Origin of the sequence: Modestobacter caceresii (genome assembly GCF_000761485.1) — a bacterium.
GTDB classification, from domain to species: domain Bacteria; phylum Actinomycetota; class Actinomycetes; order Mycobacteriales; family Geodermatophilaceae; genus Modestobacter; species Modestobacter caceresii.
Genome location: NZ_JPMX01000118.1, coordinates 1 through 13,903 on the forward strand (window position 1 = coordinate 1; position 13,903 = coordinate 13,903).

At 75.6% G+C, this 13,903-nt stretch carries 16 protein-coding genes; 1 reads left to right on the forward strand and 15 read right to left on the reverse strand.

Going from position 1 to position 13,903, the window contains the following annotated elements:
* From IN07_RS20690 to IN07_RS20740, 12 genes are all read right to left on the reverse strand, one after another.
* Window positions 1-2,091: chromosome segregation SMC family protein (locus IN07_RS20690; protein WP_036339947.1), on the reverse strand; the 2,091-nt coding region annotated here is incomplete at its 3' end.
* Between the two features lie 123 nt (window positions 2,092-2,214).
* Entirely contained in the window at window positions 2,215-2,406 is a 192-nt protein-coding gene (locus tag IN07_RS20695) for a hypothetical protein (protein WP_036339951.1), read from the reverse strand.
* A 149-nt stretch (window positions 2,407-2,555) separates the two neighbouring features.
* Window positions 2,556-2,831 carry an acylphosphatase gene (locus IN07_RS20700; protein WP_036340434.1) on the reverse strand — a complete coding sequence of 92 codons (276 nt, stop codon included), beginning with the start codon at window positions 2,829-2,831 and terminating at the stop codon, window positions 2,556-2,558.
* Window positions 2,828-3,706, reverse strand: a complete 879-nt coding sequence (gene mutM, locus IN07_RS20705; protein WP_036339954.1) for a bifunctional DNA-formamidopyrimidine glycosylase/DNA-(apurinic or apyrimidinic site) lyase — start codon at window positions 3,704-3,706, stop codon at window positions 2,828-2,830. Before mutM ends, IN07_RS20700 begins: the two co-directional genes overlap by 4 nt.
* A 3-nt stretch (window positions 3,707-3,709) precedes the next feature.
* On the reverse strand, window positions 3,710-4,528 hold the full coding sequence (gene rnc, locus IN07_RS20710; RefSeq protein WP_231558504.1) for a ribonuclease III: 819 nt from the start codon (window positions 4,526-4,528) through the stop codon (window positions 3,710-3,712).
* Window positions 4,529-4,544: 16 nt separating this feature from the next.
* Window positions 4,545-4,841: a 50S ribosomal protein L32 gene (rpmF, locus tag IN07_RS27060; RefSeq protein ID WP_456237888.1), complete on the reverse strand. Its 297-nt coding sequence runs from the start codon at window positions 4,839-4,841 to the stop codon at window positions 4,545-4,547.
* Entirely contained in the window at window positions 4,727-5,452 is a 726-nt protein-coding gene (locus IN07_RS20715; protein WP_052091584.1) for a YceD family protein, read from the reverse strand. The genes rpmF and IN07_RS20715 overlap by 115 nt, the downstream gene beginning before the upstream one ends.
* A gap of 143 nt (window positions 5,453-5,595) precedes the next feature.
* Window positions 5,596-6,285: a hypothetical protein gene (locus tag IN07_RS20720; RefSeq protein WP_036339956.1), complete on the reverse strand. Its 690-nt coding sequence runs from the start codon at window positions 6,283-6,285 to the stop codon at window positions 5,596-5,598.
* Window positions 6,282-6,767, reverse strand: a complete 486-nt coding sequence (gene coaD, locus IN07_RS20725) for a pantetheine-phosphate adenylyltransferase (protein ID WP_036339958.1) — start codon at window positions 6,765-6,767, stop codon at window positions 6,282-6,284. The genes IN07_RS20720 and coaD overlap by 4 nt, the downstream gene beginning before the upstream one ends.
* On the reverse strand, window positions 6,764-7,318 hold the full coding sequence (gene rsmD, locus IN07_RS20730) for a 16S rRNA (guanine(966)-N(2))-methyltransferase RsmD (RefSeq protein WP_036339961.1): 555 nt from the start codon (window positions 7,316-7,318) through the stop codon (window positions 6,764-6,766). The genes coaD and rsmD overlap by 4 nt, the downstream gene beginning before the upstream one ends.
* A gap of 61 nt (window positions 7,319-7,379) precedes the next feature.
* Window positions 7,380-9,569, reverse strand: a complete 2,190-nt coding sequence (recG, locus tag IN07_RS20735; RefSeq protein ID WP_036340443.1) for an ATP-dependent DNA helicase RecG — start codon at window positions 9,567-9,569, stop codon at window positions 7,380-7,382.
* Between the two features lie 11 nt (window positions 9,570-9,580).
* Window positions 9,581-11,176 (reverse strand): DAK2 domain-containing protein, encoded by a 1,596-nt coding sequence (locus tag IN07_RS20740; RefSeq protein ID WP_036340446.1) that lies wholly within the window; start codon window positions 11,174-11,176, stop codon window positions 9,581-9,583.
* 230 nt (window positions 11,177-11,406) lie between these two features.
* Here IN07_RS20740 and rpmB point away from each other — a divergent pair, with 230 nt between their 5' ends.
* The gene (rpmB, locus tag IN07_RS20745; RefSeq protein ID WP_442928852.1) at window positions 11,407-11,589 is read left to right on the forward strand and encodes a 50S ribosomal protein L28; all 183 of its coding nucleotides are present in this window, start codon (window positions 11,407-11,409) and stop codon (window positions 11,587-11,589) included.
* A 151-nt stretch (window positions 11,590-11,740) separates the two neighbouring features.
* On the opposite strand, the gene IN07_RS20750 is transcribed toward rpmB, so the two are convergent.
* Genes IN07_RS20750 through IN07_RS20760 form a run of 3 tightly spaced genes read right to left on the reverse strand, consistent with a single transcriptional unit; the run spans window position 11,741 to window position 13,882 of the window.
* The gene (locus IN07_RS20750; RefSeq protein ID WP_036339966.1) at window positions 11,741-12,367 is read right to left on the reverse strand and encodes a cytidylate kinase-like family protein; all 627 of its coding nucleotides are present in this window, start codon (window positions 12,365-12,367) and stop codon (window positions 11,741-11,743) included.
* Complete coding sequence (locus tag IN07_RS20755; RefSeq protein ID WP_036339969.1) at window positions 12,355-12,858, reverse strand: GNAT family N-acetyltransferase; 504 nt, start codon at window positions 12,856-12,858, stop codon at window positions 12,355-12,357. Before IN07_RS20755 ends, IN07_RS20750 begins: the two co-directional genes overlap by 13 nt.
* On the reverse strand, window positions 12,842-13,882 hold the full coding sequence (locus IN07_RS20760; RefSeq protein ID WP_052091585.1) for a thiamine-phosphate kinase: 1,041 nt from the start codon (window positions 13,880-13,882) through the stop codon (window positions 12,842-12,844). The genes IN07_RS20755 and IN07_RS20760 overlap by 17 nt, the downstream gene beginning before the upstream one ends.
* Window positions 13,883-13,903: the final 21 nt, after the last annotated feature.

Below are 13,903 nucleotides of genomic sequence, written 5' to 3' on the forward strand. Positions count from 1 at the left end.
GACGTCGGCCGAGCGGGCGGTGGCGGCCTCGCGGGCCCGGGCCAGCTCGTCGGCCAGCCGGACGGCGTGCGCGGCCGCCCGGTCGAGCTCGGCGGCGGCCTCGTCGACCCGCGCGCGCACCTCCAGCCCCGAGGGCGCGTTGGCCTGGCCGCCCACCGACCAGTCAGCGCCCAGCAGGTCACCGGTGTCGGTGACCGCCCGGACGCGGGGGTGGGTGCGCACGAGGGAGACGGCGGCCGGCAGGTCGGGGACGACGGCGACCCGCTCCAGCGCCCGGGCCAGCGCCGGCGCGAGCTCCGCAGGGGCATCGACCAGGTCGAGGGCCCAGCGGGCGCCGGCGGGCAGCTCGGGCCAGCCGTCCCGGGAGACCGCCGGGAGGCCACCGGTGACCAGCAGGCCCGCGCGACCCCCGTCGCTGCGGGCCAGGTGGGTGAGCACCGCGGCCGCCTGCTCCACCCCGGCGACCACGACGGCGTCGGCCAGCCCACCGAGGGCGGCGGCCAGCGCGACCTCGGCCCCGGCCTGGACGCTCAGCCGGTCGGGCACCGGGCCCAGCACCCCGGGCAGGGCGGCGGCGAGCACCGCGGCGGCGCCGTCGGCCGGTGCCAGACCGAGGGCGAGGGCGTCCCGGCGCGCCTGCCAGCCGGCCCGGTCACGCTCGGCGGCGCGCTCGGCCGCGGCGAGCTCGGTGACCGTTCGGGCGGCCTCGGCGTGCGCGGTGACGGCGGCGGCGTGCGCGGCGGCCAGCCCCTCGTCCCCGCCGGCGTCGGCGCTCAGTTCGTCGCGCCGGGCGGTCAGCCGGTCGGTGGCGACCTCGGCCCGGTCGGCGGCCTCGGTCGCGGCAGCGGCCAGCCGCTCGATCTCGGCCTCCCCGGCCGCGGCGCGGGACCGCCCCGCGGCCACCTGCCCGGAGAGGCGGGCCAGCTGCTCCCGCCGGTCGGCCAGTGCCCGGGCGGCGGCGACCAGCGCACGTTCGGCCTCGGCCAGCGCCGTCTCGACCTCACCGCGGACGGCCACGGCGGTGTCCAGCCGGGCCCGCTCGGCCGCCAGGGAGGCGGCCAGCTCACGCTCGGTGGCGTCGACCCGGTCCGCCTCGGCGTCCAGCTGGTCAGGGTCCCGGCCACCGGGGGCGGCGGCGGGGACCGCAGCGAGGTGGCGGTGCCGCTCGGCGGCGAGCTGGGCGACGCTGCGGAACCGCTCGGCGAGCGTGGACAGCCGGAACCAGCTGTCCTGGGCGGCGGCCAGCACCGGGGCGTCGGCGGCGAGCTGCCGTTCCAGCGCCGACTCGCTGCCGGCGGCCTCGCCCAGCGCCGCCTCGACGGTGGCCCGCCGGGCGCGGGCCGCGGTCTCGTCGGCGATGTCGGCGTCCAGCGCGTCGCGCAGGTCGACCAGGTCGTCGGCGAGCAGCCGCAACCGGGCGTCGCGCAGGTCGGCCTGGACCCCGGCGGCGCGCCGGGCGACCTCCGCCTGCCGGCCCAGCGGCTTCAGCTGCCGGCGCAGCTCGGCGGTGAGGTCGCCGAGGCGGTCGAGGTTGGCCTGCATCGCGTCGAGCTTGCGGAGCGCCTTCTCCTTGCGCTTGCGGTGCTTCAGGACGCCGGCGGCCTCCTCGACGAAGGCCCGCCGGTCCTCCGGGCGACCGGACAGCACGGCGTCCAGCTGCCCCTGGCCGACGATGACGTGCATCTCCCGGCCGATGCCGGAGTCGCTGAGCAGCTCCTGGACGTCGAGCAGCCGCACCTTGTCGCCGTTGATCTCGTACTCGCTCTCCCCGGAGCGGTACATGCGGCGGGTGATCGAGACCTCGGTGTAGTCGATCGGCAGGGCGCCGTCGGAGTTGTCGATCGTGAGCGTCACCTCGGCGCGGCCCAGCGCCGGCCGGCCGGCGGTGCCGGCGAAGATGACGTCCTCCATCTTGCCGCCACGCAGGCTCTTGGCGCCCTGCTCACCGAGCACCCAGGCGATGGCGTCGACGACGTTGGACTTGCCCGAGCCGTTAGGCCCGACGACGGCGGTGATGCCCCGTTCCAGGCGCAGCGTCGTCGGCGACGCGAAGGACTTGAAGCCCTTGAGCGTCAGGCTGGACAGGTGCACGGTGGAGAGACTCCCGGGGAGGTACGACGTTCCTGCTCAGCGCAGGGCAGCCCCATCCTCACCCACGGCACGCCGATCACCCCTCCCGGTGTGCACGGGAGAGGTGGGTGGGACGGAGGTGGTCTAAGCGAGGACGGGGTCGGGCGACTCGTGGGCCATGGTGAGCAGCTCGCGGGCGATCGCCGCGTCCCGCTCCTCGCGGAGGGCGGCGAGCTGCGCCTCGAGCCGGCGCACCTGCGCCCGGAGGGCGGCGTTCTCCTCGGCTGCTCGAAGCTCGTGCGGAGCGACGACGGAACCGAACAGGGCCTTGGCCATGGCTCAGCGGCCTTTCACTGCAGGAGGGATGTCCCGTCGCACCGCCGGAGGGCGGTCTGCGCGGGCTGGCATCCTCAGGGTGACACCAGCCACGACCTGGGTCAACGGCAGCGCGGGGTCGTCACCGTGTCGGGGGGATGTCGCCTTCGTCACCTCACGGTGAAGTCCGGCACCCCGTGCACGTCCTCGTCCCGGTGCTCCACCGCGGTCACCGAACCCGGGGCACGCGGCCCGGAGAGCTCGGCGAGCACGACCCGCACGTCGTCGTCCGGCCCCTCGAGGACGACCTCCACCCGGCCGTCGGGCAGGTTCGTCGCGGACCCGGTCAGCCCGCGCGCGCTCGCCGTTTGGCGCACGAACCACCGGTAGCCGACGCCCTGCACCTGCCCGTCGACCAGCGCGACCACCCGCCGCGGCGTGCTCATCGGACCGAGCGGGCGCGCGGACGGGGCTGGCACTGCGGGCAGCTGTAGCTGGACCGGTTCATGAACGACTCCCGGCGGATCGGCGTGCCACACCGTGGACACGGGCGGTCCACTTGGCCGTACACGGCCAGGTGGCGGGAGAAGTACCCGCTCTGCCCGTTGACGTCGACGTAGAGCGAGTCGAAGGAGGTACCGCCCTGCGCCAGGCTCTCGCCGAGCACGTCGCGCACCCCCTCCAGCAGGTCGCTCACCTGGGCGCGGGTGAGCTTGTCGGTGGACCGGGCGCCGTGCAACCGGGCCCGCCACAGCGACTCGTCGGCGTAGATGTTGCCCACCCCGCCGATCAGCGTCTGGTCCAGCAGCGCCCGCTTGACCTCGGTGTGCCGGCGGCGGAGGGCGGCGCTGAAGGCGTCGACGTCGAACCCGGGGTCCAGGGGGTCGGTGGCGATGTGCGCCAGCCGCGCCGGGAGCCCGTCACCCGGGGCCTCCTCGACCGCCAGCCCACCGAAGGTCCGCTGGTCGACGAAGCGCAGTTCACGACCGCCGTCGGTGAACCGGAACCGGGCCCGCAGGTGCACCTCGTCGGGCTCGGCGGGCTTCTCCACCAGCAGCTGCCCGCTCATGCCCAGGTGGGCGACGAGGGCCCGCCCGGACGGTGCGCCGTCCGGCTCGGCCAGCGGCAGCCAGAGGTACTTGCCGCGACGGTGTGCGGCGGTGAGCGTCCGGCCGGTGAGCGCGGCGACGAAGTGCTCGGCGCCCTCCAGGTGCCGGCGCACCGCGCGGGGGTGGTGCACCTCGACCTGACGGATCGTCCGGCCGGCGACCCAGCGTTCCAGGCCCCGGCGGACGACCTCGACCTCAGGCAGCTCCGGCACGGCTCAGTCCCGCGTCGGTCCGCCGTCGGCCGACAGGGCGCGCCAGGCCGTCTCGGCGGCCTCCTGCTCGGCGGCCTTCTTCGTCTTGCCGGCCCCCGATCCGCGCACCTCACCGGCCAGCAGCACGGCGGCGGTGAAGGTCTTGGCGTGGTCGGGACCGTCGTCCTCCACCTCGTAGACCGGTGCGCCCAACCCCCGGGACGCGCCGAGCTCCTGGAGGCTGGTCTTCCAGTCCAGGCCCGCGCCACGGGTGGCCGACTCGGCCAGCAACGGGTCGAACAGCCGGTGCACGACCGCCGCCGCGGAGTCCAGCCCCTGACCGAGGTGGACGGCACCGATCAACGCCTCGAGCGCGTCGGCGAGGATCGAGTCCTTCTCCCGGCCGCCGGTGGCCTGTTCACCCCGGCCCAGCAGCAGATGCGGCCCGATGCCCCCCTCGCCGAGGGACCGGGAGACGCGGGCCAGCGAGGTCATGTTGACCACCGAGGCACGCAGCTTCGCCAGCTGCCCCTCGGGCAGGTCGGGGTGGCTGCGGTACAGCTCGTCGGTGACCACCAGGCCGAGCACCGAGTCGCCGAGGAACTCCAGGCGTTCGTTGGTCGGCAGCCCACCGTTCTCGTAGGCGTAGGACCGGTGGGTCAGGGCCAGCGCGAGCAGGTCACCGGAGAGCTCCAGGCCCAGCGCGTCGAGCAGCCAACGGGCCGCCCGTTCGGCGTGTGCGGCACCACCCGCGGGCGCACGGACTCCGGCGTCCTGGGCCCCGGGCTCCCCGGGGAGGGAGCCCGGCACCGAGGACGCCGGTGCGCTGGTCGACTGCGCCACGCTGGAGCTGCGCAGGTCAGACCGAGAGGACCTGGCGACCGTCGTGCTGGCCGCAGGTGGGGCACGCCTGGTGCGGCGGCTTGAGCTCACGGCATGCCGCGTTGGGGCAGGGCGCCAGCGTGGGGGCCGTGGCCTTCCACTGCGACCGGCGAGCACGGGTGTTGCTCCGGGACATCTTCCTCTTCGGAACGGCCACGGTCAGTTCTCCTCTGGGTCGGTGCGGTGGGTGGACCCCGGCTGGGGTCCGGCCGCGCTGTCGGTCGGGTCGGCACTGTCGGCCGTCTCGGTGAACCGGGCTGCGAGCCCTGCCCACCGGGGGTCGAGCACCTCGTGGGAGTGGTCGGCAGGGAGGTCGTCGAGCCGCTCGCCGCACTCGACGCACAGGCCCGCGCAGTCGGGCCGGCAGGTGGGCGACAACGGCAGGGTGAGGACGACGGTGTCACGGACCAGCGGAGCGAGGTCGAGCCGGTCGCCGTCGATGCGGCGCACCTCGTCCTCGCCGCTGGTGGCCTCGGTGGTGCTGCCCGCGTAGGCGTACAGCTCCTGGACGTCGAGCGTCAGGGTGTCCTCGACCGGGTCGAGGCAGCGGGCGCACTGGCCGGTGACCGGGAGCTCGACCTGGCCGCTGACCAGGACGCCCTCCATCACCGACTCCAGGCGCAGGCGGAGCTCGACCGGCGCGCCCTGGGGGACGCCGATCATCTCCACACCCCAGCCGCTCAGGGCCGGGAGGGTCTTCTCCCACTCGCGCATCGAGCCGGCGCGGCGGCCGAGCTCCCGGAGGTCGATCTTCCAGGCCTTCTCGGCGGCCTTCTCGGCCGGCGTGGGGAGCGGCTTGTCGACGGGGTCGCCGACCGGACGCCGGACGTCGGTGGACGCAGCGTCGGAGGACGGCCCCGTGGAGCGCGCAGAGGAAGGAGGCATGTCGGTACTCGTCGTCGTCGATGGTGGGGGTGCCGGCGCGGGGCCCACGCCGGACGGGCACGCGGGACGGCAGCAGCCGGACAGACGTCCAGCCTACCCGATCCCCCGGTTCGCCCTTCCCGGTCAGGGGGTGGGCGGAACGGTCACGGGCTGCGGAGGTTGTCCCGGGCCTTCTCCACCGAACGCGCCATGTGCGCCAGGGTGTTCCCGAAGTCGGCCAGCCGGCTGTCGACGTAGTCGTCGACCTCGGCCCGCATCCGGGCCACCTCGGCCACGGTCTGGGCACCGAGCTCGTCGGCCCGGTCGACCGCGGTGCGGTACACCTCGGTCTCGGTGAGCAGTCGCTCGTGCTCGGCCTGGCCGGCGGCGATCAGCTCGGCGCGCTGCTCCTGCCCGTCCCGGACCAGCTGGTCGCGCAGCCGGCGACCCTCGGCGAGCAGCTCCTCGGCCTCCTCCTCCGCGCTGGCGAGCAGCTCGTCGGCCTGGGCCTGCGCCTGGGTGAGGATCTCGTCCCGCTGGCGGCGGGCGGTGCCGACCAGCTCCTCCCGCTGCCGGCGGGCGGCCACGACGACCTGCTCGCTCTCGCTGCGGGTGCGGCCGGTGAGCCGCTCGGCCTCGGCCTGGGCCTGCTGCAGGATCTCGGCGCGCTGCTCGACGATCGCCCCGGCCTGCTGGACCTCCTCGGGGAGGTTCTCCCGGAGGTCGTCGAGCAGGTCGAGCAGGTGGTCGCGCGGCACCATGCAGGAGCTGGACATCGGCACGCTGCGGGCGTTCTCGATGACCGTCGTCAGCTCGTCGACGGTCTCGTAGAGCCGGTACACGACCTCCGTCACGACTGCCTTCCCTTCGTCTGGGCCACCAGCCGGTCGTTGACCGCCTTGGGGACCAGGGACGACACGTCGCCGCCGAAGCGGGCGATCTGCTTGACCAGGCTGGAGGACAGGTGCCCGACCTGCGGTGCGGTGGGCACGAACAGCGTCTCGACCGCGGCGAGCTCACGGTTCATCTGGGCCATCTGCAGCTCGTACTCGAAGTCACCGACGGCCCGCAGGCCCTTGACGATGACCGGGATCTGGTTGGCCAGGCAGTAGTCGACGAGCAGGCCCTCGAAGCTGTCGACCGTGACGTTGGGCAGGTCGACGACCGCCTCGCGCAGCAGCGACATCCGCTCGTCGACGTCGAACAGGCCCGCCTTGCCCGGGTTGACCAGCACCGCGACGACCAGCTCGTCGTACAGGCCGGAGGCGCGCGCGATCACGTCGACATGGCCGTTGGTGACCGGGTCGAACGAACCGGGACAGACCGCTCGCCTCACGACAAGCGACCGTACCGGAGCACCGCCTCTCCGTACCGCCGATCACGCAGTCCGTCGAAGGGTGTCGGCCACACGAAGGGGTGGTCGCGACTGGACCGCTCCACCACGACGACGGCGTCCGGGGCCAGCCAACCCCCGTCGACCAGCGAACCGAGCACGCCCAGCACCTCCTCGTCGGGGGTGGAGTAGGGCGGGTCGGCGAACACCAGGTCGAAGGCGGCCGGGGGCCGACCCCCGACGACCGTCGGCACGCTGCCGGGCAGCACCACGGCACCGGGCAGACCCACGGCGGCGATGTTGGCGCGCAGCACCGGCAGCACCCCGCCCCCGGACTCGACGAAGACCGCCTCCGCCGCCCCACGCGACAGCGCCTCCAGCCCGAGCGCACCGGAGCCCGCGTAGAGGTCGAGCACCCGGGCGCCCTCGACGTCCAGCAGCGACCCGAGGGAGTTGAACAGGCCCTCCCGGGCGCGGTCGCCGGTGGGCCTGACCCCGGTCCGGGGGACCTTGAGCCGGCGGCCACCCGCGACCCCTGCGATCAGCCGCGTCATGCCCTCGGCCCCCTGCAGGGGCCCGCCACGAGCTCGCGAGTGGTGGGGGGCAGGGGGTCCTTCACGCCTTCTCCAGGTAGGTGGCGCGCTCGTCCAGGGCCAGGGCGGCGACGGCGGCGGCCAGCTCGGGGTGGTCGGCGAGGCCGCCGCCCTGCTCGACCAGCGCCGTGGCCTCCACCCTGGCCTCGGCGATGAGCGCCTCGTCGTGCAGCAGGGACAGCAGCTTCACGTTCGAGCGACGGCCGGACTGGGCCGCGCCGAGGACGTCACCCTCCCGGCGGGTCTCCAGGTCGAGCCGGGCGAGGGCGAAGCCGTCGGTGGTGGAGGCGACCGCGGCCAGCCGCTGCCCGGTCGGTGAGGTGCTGGGTGCCTCGGTGACCAGCAGGCACAGCCCGGCGTGCTTCCCGCGGGCCACCCGGCCGCGCAGCTGGTGCAGCTGGCTGACGCCGAACCGGTCGGCGTCCATCACCACCATGACCGTGGCGTTGGGCACGTCGACCCCGACCTCGACCACGGTGGTGGCGACCAGGACGTCGACCTCTGCGGCGGCGAAGGCGCGCATCCGGGCCTCCTTCTCCTCCGGTGGCATCCGGCCGTGCAGCACCTCCACCCGCAGCGACGACAGCGGGCCGGTGCGCAGCCCCTCGGCGACGTCGAGCACCGCGAGCGGCGGGCGCTTGTCGCTGGTCCCACCCTTCTCCTCCGGTGGCGGCGCGCCGTCCGCGTCGTCCGGCCCGTCGTCGCCCTTGCCGCCGTCCTCGAGGTCGCCGATCCGGGGGCACACGACGTAGACCTGCCGGCCGGCCGCCACCTCCTCGCGGACCCGCGCCCAGGCGCGGTCCAGCCAGGCCGGCTTCTCCCCCAGCGGGACGACCGAGCTGGACACCCCGCCACGGCCGGCCGGGAGCTGACGCAGCGTGGAGGTCTCCAGGTCGCCGTAGACGGTCATCGCCACGGTGCGCGGGATCGGGGTGGCGGTCATCACCAGCACGTGCGGCGGCTTCGTGCCCTTGGCGCGCAGCGCGTCCCGCTGCTCCACCCCGAACCGGTGCTGCTCGTCGACGACGACCAGCCCCAGGTCGGCGAACTCGACGCCCTCCTGCAGCAGTGCGTGGGTGCCCACGACGATGCCGGCGCTGCCGTCGGCGACCGCGGCCCGCGCCTCCCGGCGGACGGCGGCCTTCTGCGAACCGGTGAGCAGCACCACCCGGGTGCCGGTCGGGTCCCCGTCGAGCTCCCCGGCACGCCCCAGCGGGCCCAGGATCGCCGCCAGGCTGCGGGCGTGCTGGGCGGCGAGCACCTCGGTGGGGGCGAGCAGCGCGGCCTGCCCACCGGCGTCGACGACCTGCGCCATCGCCCGCAGCGCGACCACCGTCTTGCCCGACCCGACCTCGCCCTGCAGCAGCCGGTTCATCGGCTGCTCGCGGGCCAGCTCGGCGGCCAGCTCCTCGCCGACCTCGCGCTGGCCGTCGGTCAGCGAGAACGGCAGGGCGGCGTCGACCGCGTCCAGCAGCCCACCGCTGCGCGGTGGCCGGGCGATCCCCGGCTCGAGTGCGGCGGCCCGGCGGCGGGCGGCCAGCGTCGCCTGCAGGACGAGCGCCTCGTCCCACTTGAGCCGCTCGTCGGCCTCGTCGACCTGCTCCTGGCTCTCCGGCCGGTGCTTCTGCCGCAGCGCCGTGGCCAGGTCGACCAGGCCGTGCCGCTCGCGGACGGATGCCGGGATCGGGTCGTCGAGGAGCTGCTCCAGCGAGCGGGCGTCGTCCATCAGCAGCTTGACCGACTTCTGGACCACCCAGCTCGAGACGTCCTTGCTCGCCGGGTAGAGGGGCACCATCGCCCGCGCCCAGTCGTCGTCGTCTCCGGTGATGATGTGGCAGTCGGGGTGGGTGAACTGCTTGTCGCCCCGCCACAGCCCCACGGTGCCGGCGAACAGCCCCCACTCGCCGACGTCGAGGTGCGCGTGCCGGTTGTTGAAGAAGACCAGCCGCATGCTGCCCGCGCCGTCGCCGACGGTCACCTCGGTGAGCGTCCCGCGGCGCTGCTGCATCCGCCGGGTGCTCACGCTCTTCACCTGGGCCAGCACGGTCACCCGGTCGCCGACCTCCAGGCCGTCGAGCCGGGTCATCTCCCCGCGCCGGGCGTAGCGGCGGGGGTAGTGCCGCAGCAGGTCGCGCACCGTGTGCAGGGCCAGCTGCTCGGCCATGACCTTCGCGGTCTTCGGGCCGAGCACCCGGGTCAGCGGGGTGTCCATGGAGATCGCCACTACTCGACGCCGATCAGCAGGGGCACCGCCCCGGCACCGCCGGGGTACCGGACGACCTCGACCGTCGGGTGCACCGCCGAGAGGTGGGCACACACCGCATCGCCGAGCGCGGGCTCCTCCCCCACGACGACGGTGGCCATCTCCCCGCCCGCCGACAGCAGCCGGTCCAGCAGGTCCCGGGCGACGGTCACCGGGTCGGCACCGATCACGACGACGTCGCCCTCCGCGCTGCCCAGCACGTCCCCGGGAGCGCAGCGGCCGGCCGAGGTCAGCGCCTCCTCCTCGGCGACGGTCACCTCTGCCCACCGGGTCGCGGCTGCGGCCTCGGCCATGGCGATGACGTCGTCACCGAACCGACGGGCCGGGTCGGCGACGGCGAGCGCCGCGAGGCCCTGCACGGCCGACCGGGTGGGGACGACCACGACGTCCCGGCCCTCCTCGCGGGCCCGGTCGGCGGCGCGGGCGGTGACCGCGGTGACCTCCCAGTGGTTGGGCAGCACGACGACCTGCTCGGCCCCGGTGTCCAGCACCGCCTGCAGGACGGCGTCCTCGTCGACCGCGTCGACCGGCGCGGTCAGCACGGTGACCCCCTCGGTGCCGAAGAGCTCGGCGAGCCCGGCGGAACAGGCCAGGGCGAGGACGGCGCGCGCCCCTGCGGCGGCGGCCGGCGCCCGCACCGGCGCCAGCGGGGTCACCGAGATCCGGTGCGGCCGACCTGCCTCGATGCCCGCCTCCACCGCCGCGCCGACGTCGCTCACGTGGACGTGCACGTTCCACTCCCGGCCGTCCGGGGTGTCGACCCCGACGACCACCAGGCAGTCGCCCAGCTCGGCCAGCCGGGCCTGCAGCCGGGCGACGGCCGCGTCGTCGGAGTCGGCGAGCAGGAACTGCACCTCGCTGCCCGGCCCCGGCGCGGGGGCGGCCGGCACCGACCACCGGCGAGGGCGGGCGGGCCGCCCGTCCAGCGGCGCGCGGGCCGGCGTCGTGCCGGTGACCGTGCCGACCAGCGCGTCGAGCACCAGACACCAGCCGGCACCCCCGGCGTCGACCACCCCGGCGTCGCGCAGCGCGGCCAGCTGGCCGGTGGTCGCCCGCAGCGCGGTGAGCGCGCCCTCGGCTGCTGCCCGGACGACGTCGGCCAGTGCGGTCTGCCCCTCGGCGACGGAGCCCGTGGCCGCGTCGGCGCCGGCCCGGGCCACGGTGAGGAAGGTGCCCTCCGCCGGATCGGCGACCGCGGCGTAGGCGGCGCCGGCGGCCGCGGCCAGCGCATCGGCGAGCACCGGCCCGTCGACGCGTGGGGCGCCGGCCAGCCCGTCGGCGAGGCCGCGCAGCAGCTGCGCCAGGATCACCCCGGAGTTGCCCCGGGCGCCCAGCACGGCGCCGCGCGCCAGCACGGTCCACGCGGACTCGGTGCCGTCGGCGCTGGTCAGCGCCGCGTCCCCGGCCTGGGCCGTCATCAGCAGGTTGGTGCCGGTGTCGCCGTCGGGGACGGGGAAGACGTTCAGCTCGTCGAGCCGGCCGCGCGCTCGGGTCAGCGTGTCGACGACGGCGGAGCTCCACCGGCCGACCGCGGCCTCGTCCAGCGCCTCCAGCACGTGCCGGAGGGTACCGGGGCCCACCGACACGACCCGGCGCCCAGGACCTCCCGCTGCCGCCTCTGCCCCCGGGGACGGGGCGGTCCGACACGGCACGAGAGCACCGGCTACAGTGGTCTCCAGTTGTGCGTGGCTGGACCATGCCCTGGGCTCTCGCCCCGGGTCTCCGCCGAGCACGCGACCTGACTTCAGCTGGACCAATTCTCTGGGAGTGATCGACCGTGGCTGCCGTGTGCGATGTGTGTGGCAAGGGCCCCGGTTTCGGCATGTCGGTGTCGCACTCGCACCGCCGCACGCCGCGCCGTTGGAACCCGAACATCCAGTCCGTCCGCGCCGCGCTGACCGGCGGTGGCCGCCAGCGCATGAACGTCTGCACCTCGTGCATCCGCGCGGGCAAGGTCGCTCGGGCCTGAAGGAACACCCCCTCCTCCGCACCCCTCGCACGCTCGGGGTGAGCTGGACGGGGCCGGGACCCTGCAGGGGGCCGGCAGACCAGGCGCGACTGAGTTGACAAGACCCCGGAGGTCCTCGGACCTCCGGGGTCTTCTCACGTCCCGGGTCGGCTCAGCGGCCGATCCCGCGGGCCCGGGCCGCGGTCACCACCAGGTCGACGACGGTGGCGTGCGGCAGCGCCGTGCTGTCCACCACCAGGTGGTAGTGCCGGGCCTCCGCCGGATCGCAGCGGTAGAAGTGCCGCACGTACGCCGTCCGGGCGGCGTCGGAGGCCTCCTGCTCCCGGCGCACCTCCTCGACGGGCAGGTCCAGGTGCTCGACCGCGGAGGCCAGCCGGCGCTCCGGCGGGCCGTCCAACCGCACGTGCAGGACGTCGGGCCGGTCGTGCAGCACCATCGCCCCCGCCCGCCCGAGGACGACGCCCCCCGGGCCGGCGGCGATCTCGGTCAGCACCCACTCGGTCTGCTGCCGGTAGGCCCGCTCGTCGGGCAGCGACCCGGTGGGCAGCACCCCGCCCACCGGGTCGGGCATCGTGCCCAGCGAGCTGACCAGCCGCCACAGCCCGCGGGTGATGGTCTCGTCGTTGGCCTCGGCCTCGGCCACCGGCACCCCGAGCCGACCCGCCACCTGCGCCGGGATGACCCGGTCGTGGAAGGGCAGGCCGAGCCGCTCGGCGACGGCCGGGGCGATCTCCGCGCCGCCGGCGCCGAAGGACGCCGAGAAGGTCACGACGCCCATGCGTCCTCCTCCGGCTCGGGCCGGTCGGCGGCCAGCTCCTTGCCGAGGAAGACCGCCTCGGGCGAGTCCGCGTAGATGCCGTAGCCGGCCACGGGGTGGTACCCCGCCCGGTCGTAGAGCGCCAGGGCCTCGGGCTGCCGGTCACCGGAGTTCAGCAGCAGCCGCTCGTGCCCGGCTGCAGCCGCGGTGCGCTCCAGCTCGGCCAGCAGCAGCGCGGCCAGCCCGCGGCGCCGGAAGCCGGGCTCGACGTACATCCGCTTGAGCTCGGCGACCCCGTGCCCGTGCGCCCGCCAGCCGCCGCAGCCGGCCGGCACCCCGTCGACCTCGGCGACCAGGAACAGCCCCAGCGGCGGGGAGAACTCCGCCGGGTCCACCACCGCGGCGTCCCGGCCGCCGTACCGGACGACGTACTCCTGCTGCACCCGCTCGATCAGGTGCTGGGCCACCGGGTCGGCGTACCCGACGGCGCGCAGCTCAGCCGAAGTGGACATGCCCCGCCCCCTCCCCCAGTTCCTCGGCCACCCGGCTCGCGGGCACCCCGTCCACCTGCACGCCGGGCCCGGCGTCGCCCGGCTCGTGCACCGCGCCGACGACCGTCCAGCCGTCCGGCAGGTCCACCCCGGCCGGGAAGGTGGCCACCAGCGCGTGGTCCTCACCGCCGGTCAGCACCCAGGCCATCGGGTCACCGCCCAGCGCCGCCGCGACCTGCGGGAGCGGTCCGGCCGGGTCGACGAACGCCTGCTGGAGTGCGGCCCGGTCCAGCTCGATCAGCACCCCGCTGTCGGCGGCCAGGTGACCGGCGTCGGCGAGCAGCCCGTCACTGGTGTCGCACATCGCGGTCGCCCCGGCGTCCGCGGCGGCCGGGCCGGCGGCGTAGGGCGGGGTCGGCCGGCGGTGCGCACGGACCGCGGCGATCGGCGAGGAGAAGCCCCGGCGCAGCACGGCCAGCCCGCAGGCCGACCAGCCCAGCCGTCCGGCGACCGCGACGACGTCCCCGGGCCGGGCACCGCTGCGCAGCACCGGGGCCCGACCACCCAGGTCGCCCAGCGCCGTCACCGACAGCACGACGGCCTGCGAGTCCGGCGCGCTCGCCGAGGTGTCCCCACCCACCACGGCCGCACCGAAGGGGGCGCACTCCGCGGCCATCCCGACGGCGACTCCCTCCAGCCAGCCGGCCGGGGTGTCCGCCGGGCAGGCGAGCCCGACCAGCAGGGCGGTCGGCACCGCTCCCATGGCGGCGACGTCGGCCAGGTTGGCCGCCGCCGCCTTGTGCCCGACGTCCTCGGCCGAGGACCAGTCGCGGCGGAAGTGTCGCCCCTCCACCAGGACGTCGGTGCAGGCCACCACCCGACCGTCGGGGGTGCGCAGCACCGCGGCGTCGTCACCGGGGCCCACGTCGGCCACCGCAGCGGCACCGGAGCGGGCCACGACCCGGTCGATGAGGGCGAACTCCCCGATCGCGCCGACGCTGTCGTCCGGGTCGGGCCGGAGGCCCAGGGGGCGGGGCCGAGTCATCGGTCACTCCCCCCGACTGGG